Below are 1,674 nucleotides of genomic sequence, written 5' to 3' on the forward strand. Positions count from 1 at the left end.
GGCGGAACCATTGCTGGTGGTTTGGCCACGGCCGGCACGGCCGTTCTGGGATGGACCCGGCAGCTGGTCGATGCATCGGCGGAACTGGAGAAGTTCTCCCGTCTGTCCGGCACCAACGAGCAGGTGTTCCAGCGAATGGCCGCCGGCGCGGCGACCGTTGGCATCCAGCAGGACAAGCTCGCCGACATCTTCAAGGACACTCAGGACAAGCTGGGTGATTTCCTGCAGACTGGCGGCGGCGCGATGAAGGACTTCTTCGAGCAGATCGCACCGCGCATCGGGTTGACCGCGAAGGAGCTGCAACACCTGAGCGGGCCGGAGGTGCTGCAGCGGTACTACAGCGCTCTGGAGCAGGCCGGCGCTAGCCAGGCCGAGATGGTCTTCTACATGGAGGCGCTCGCCAGTGACTCGTCGATGCTGGCCCCGCTGCTGGCGCGGAATGGCGAGGGCTTCCGGAAGTGGGGCGACGAGGCGCAGCGTTTGGGCGCGGTGCTGGATGCCGACACCCTGAAGGCCATGAAGGAGGTGAAGGAACAGTCCAATCTGATCCAGCTGGCGTTTCAGGGCCTGAAGAACGAGGTCGCGGCCGAGCTGTTGCCGCAGTTCAAGGAGCTGACCGCGTTCCTGGCCTCGGACCAGACGAAGAGCGCGTTCGTCTCGATCACGAAGTGGGTGGGCGACCTGGCCGCCCAGATGGCCAACGGCGCCGTGCTGATCGTCAACTTCATCGACAAGGCCAACCAGCTCCGAAAGCTGGACGCGGGCGGAATGGTCGGCGACGCAGGCGAAGATGCCCTGAACACCCAGATGGCACGGCTGACCGACCAGATCAACTACGCCAAGAAGAACACCTCGGGCTTGTTCGGCCTTCCTCTGACCGACGGGCAGGAGGAAGCCCGCCTGAAGCGCATCAATGACCTTGAGGCCAAACGGCTCGAGATCCAGCGGGAGCTGACAAAGCGGTACAAGTCAGAGGCCGCTAGCGAAAACTTCAAGGGGGTGACTGGTTCGGTCGACAGCACAGCACGCATTCTGGGGAGTGGCGCAGCCTCGGGGGGCGGTGCCACTGGTGCATCCGATCGTCGTGCGGTTGCATTGACCAAGGAGAAGTCGCTGCTGGAGCAGATCCAGGAGGACTACGAGGCGCTGTACGGCGCCGGCAGCAGCCGTGCAGATGAACAGATCGCAAAGCTGGAACGCGAGATTGCCCTGCATGGCGACCTCAGCGAATCGGCGAAGCTGAACTACGACATCCAAACCAACGCCTTCGGAGCGCTGAGCGAGGCACAGGCCGAGATGCTCCGCAACCTGGCTGCGGTGAAGGATGCCCAGGACGACTACGCGGCTCTGAACGGCGACGGCCTGCAGAAGATGGCCGACGCCACGATGGACAAAACCTCGACCATGAAGACTGTCGCCGACCAGGCCGCCCGCAACATGCAGACGGCGTTTGCTGACTTCCTGTTCGATCCGTTCGAGGATGGGCTTGGCGGCATGGTGAAGGGGTTCGCCAAGGCCATGCAACGCATCGCCGCCGAGCTGGCTGCGTCGGAAGCGTTGAAGGCGATAGGAAAATGGGCCTCGGGCTACAGCGGCGCCGGGTCGAGCTGGATCAACGAGCTTGGGAGCGCGATCGGCAGCATGGCAGGCGGCCGCGCCGGCGGCGGTCCCGTG

General features: G+C 64.2%; 1 protein-coding gene. It reads left to right on the forward strand.

Going from position 1 to position 1,674, the window contains the following annotated elements; genetic code table 11:
* Positions 1 to 1,674, forward strand: a 1,674-nt coding sequence (locus ABZX22_RS44950; protein ID WP_354923442.1) for a hypothetical protein, incomplete at both ends; no start/stop codon positions are given.

It is taken from the genome of Nonomuraea sp. NPDC003804 (assembly GCF_040610675.1).
Lineage (GTDB): Bacteria > Actinomycetota > Actinomycetes > Streptosporangiales > Streptosporangiaceae > Nonomuraea.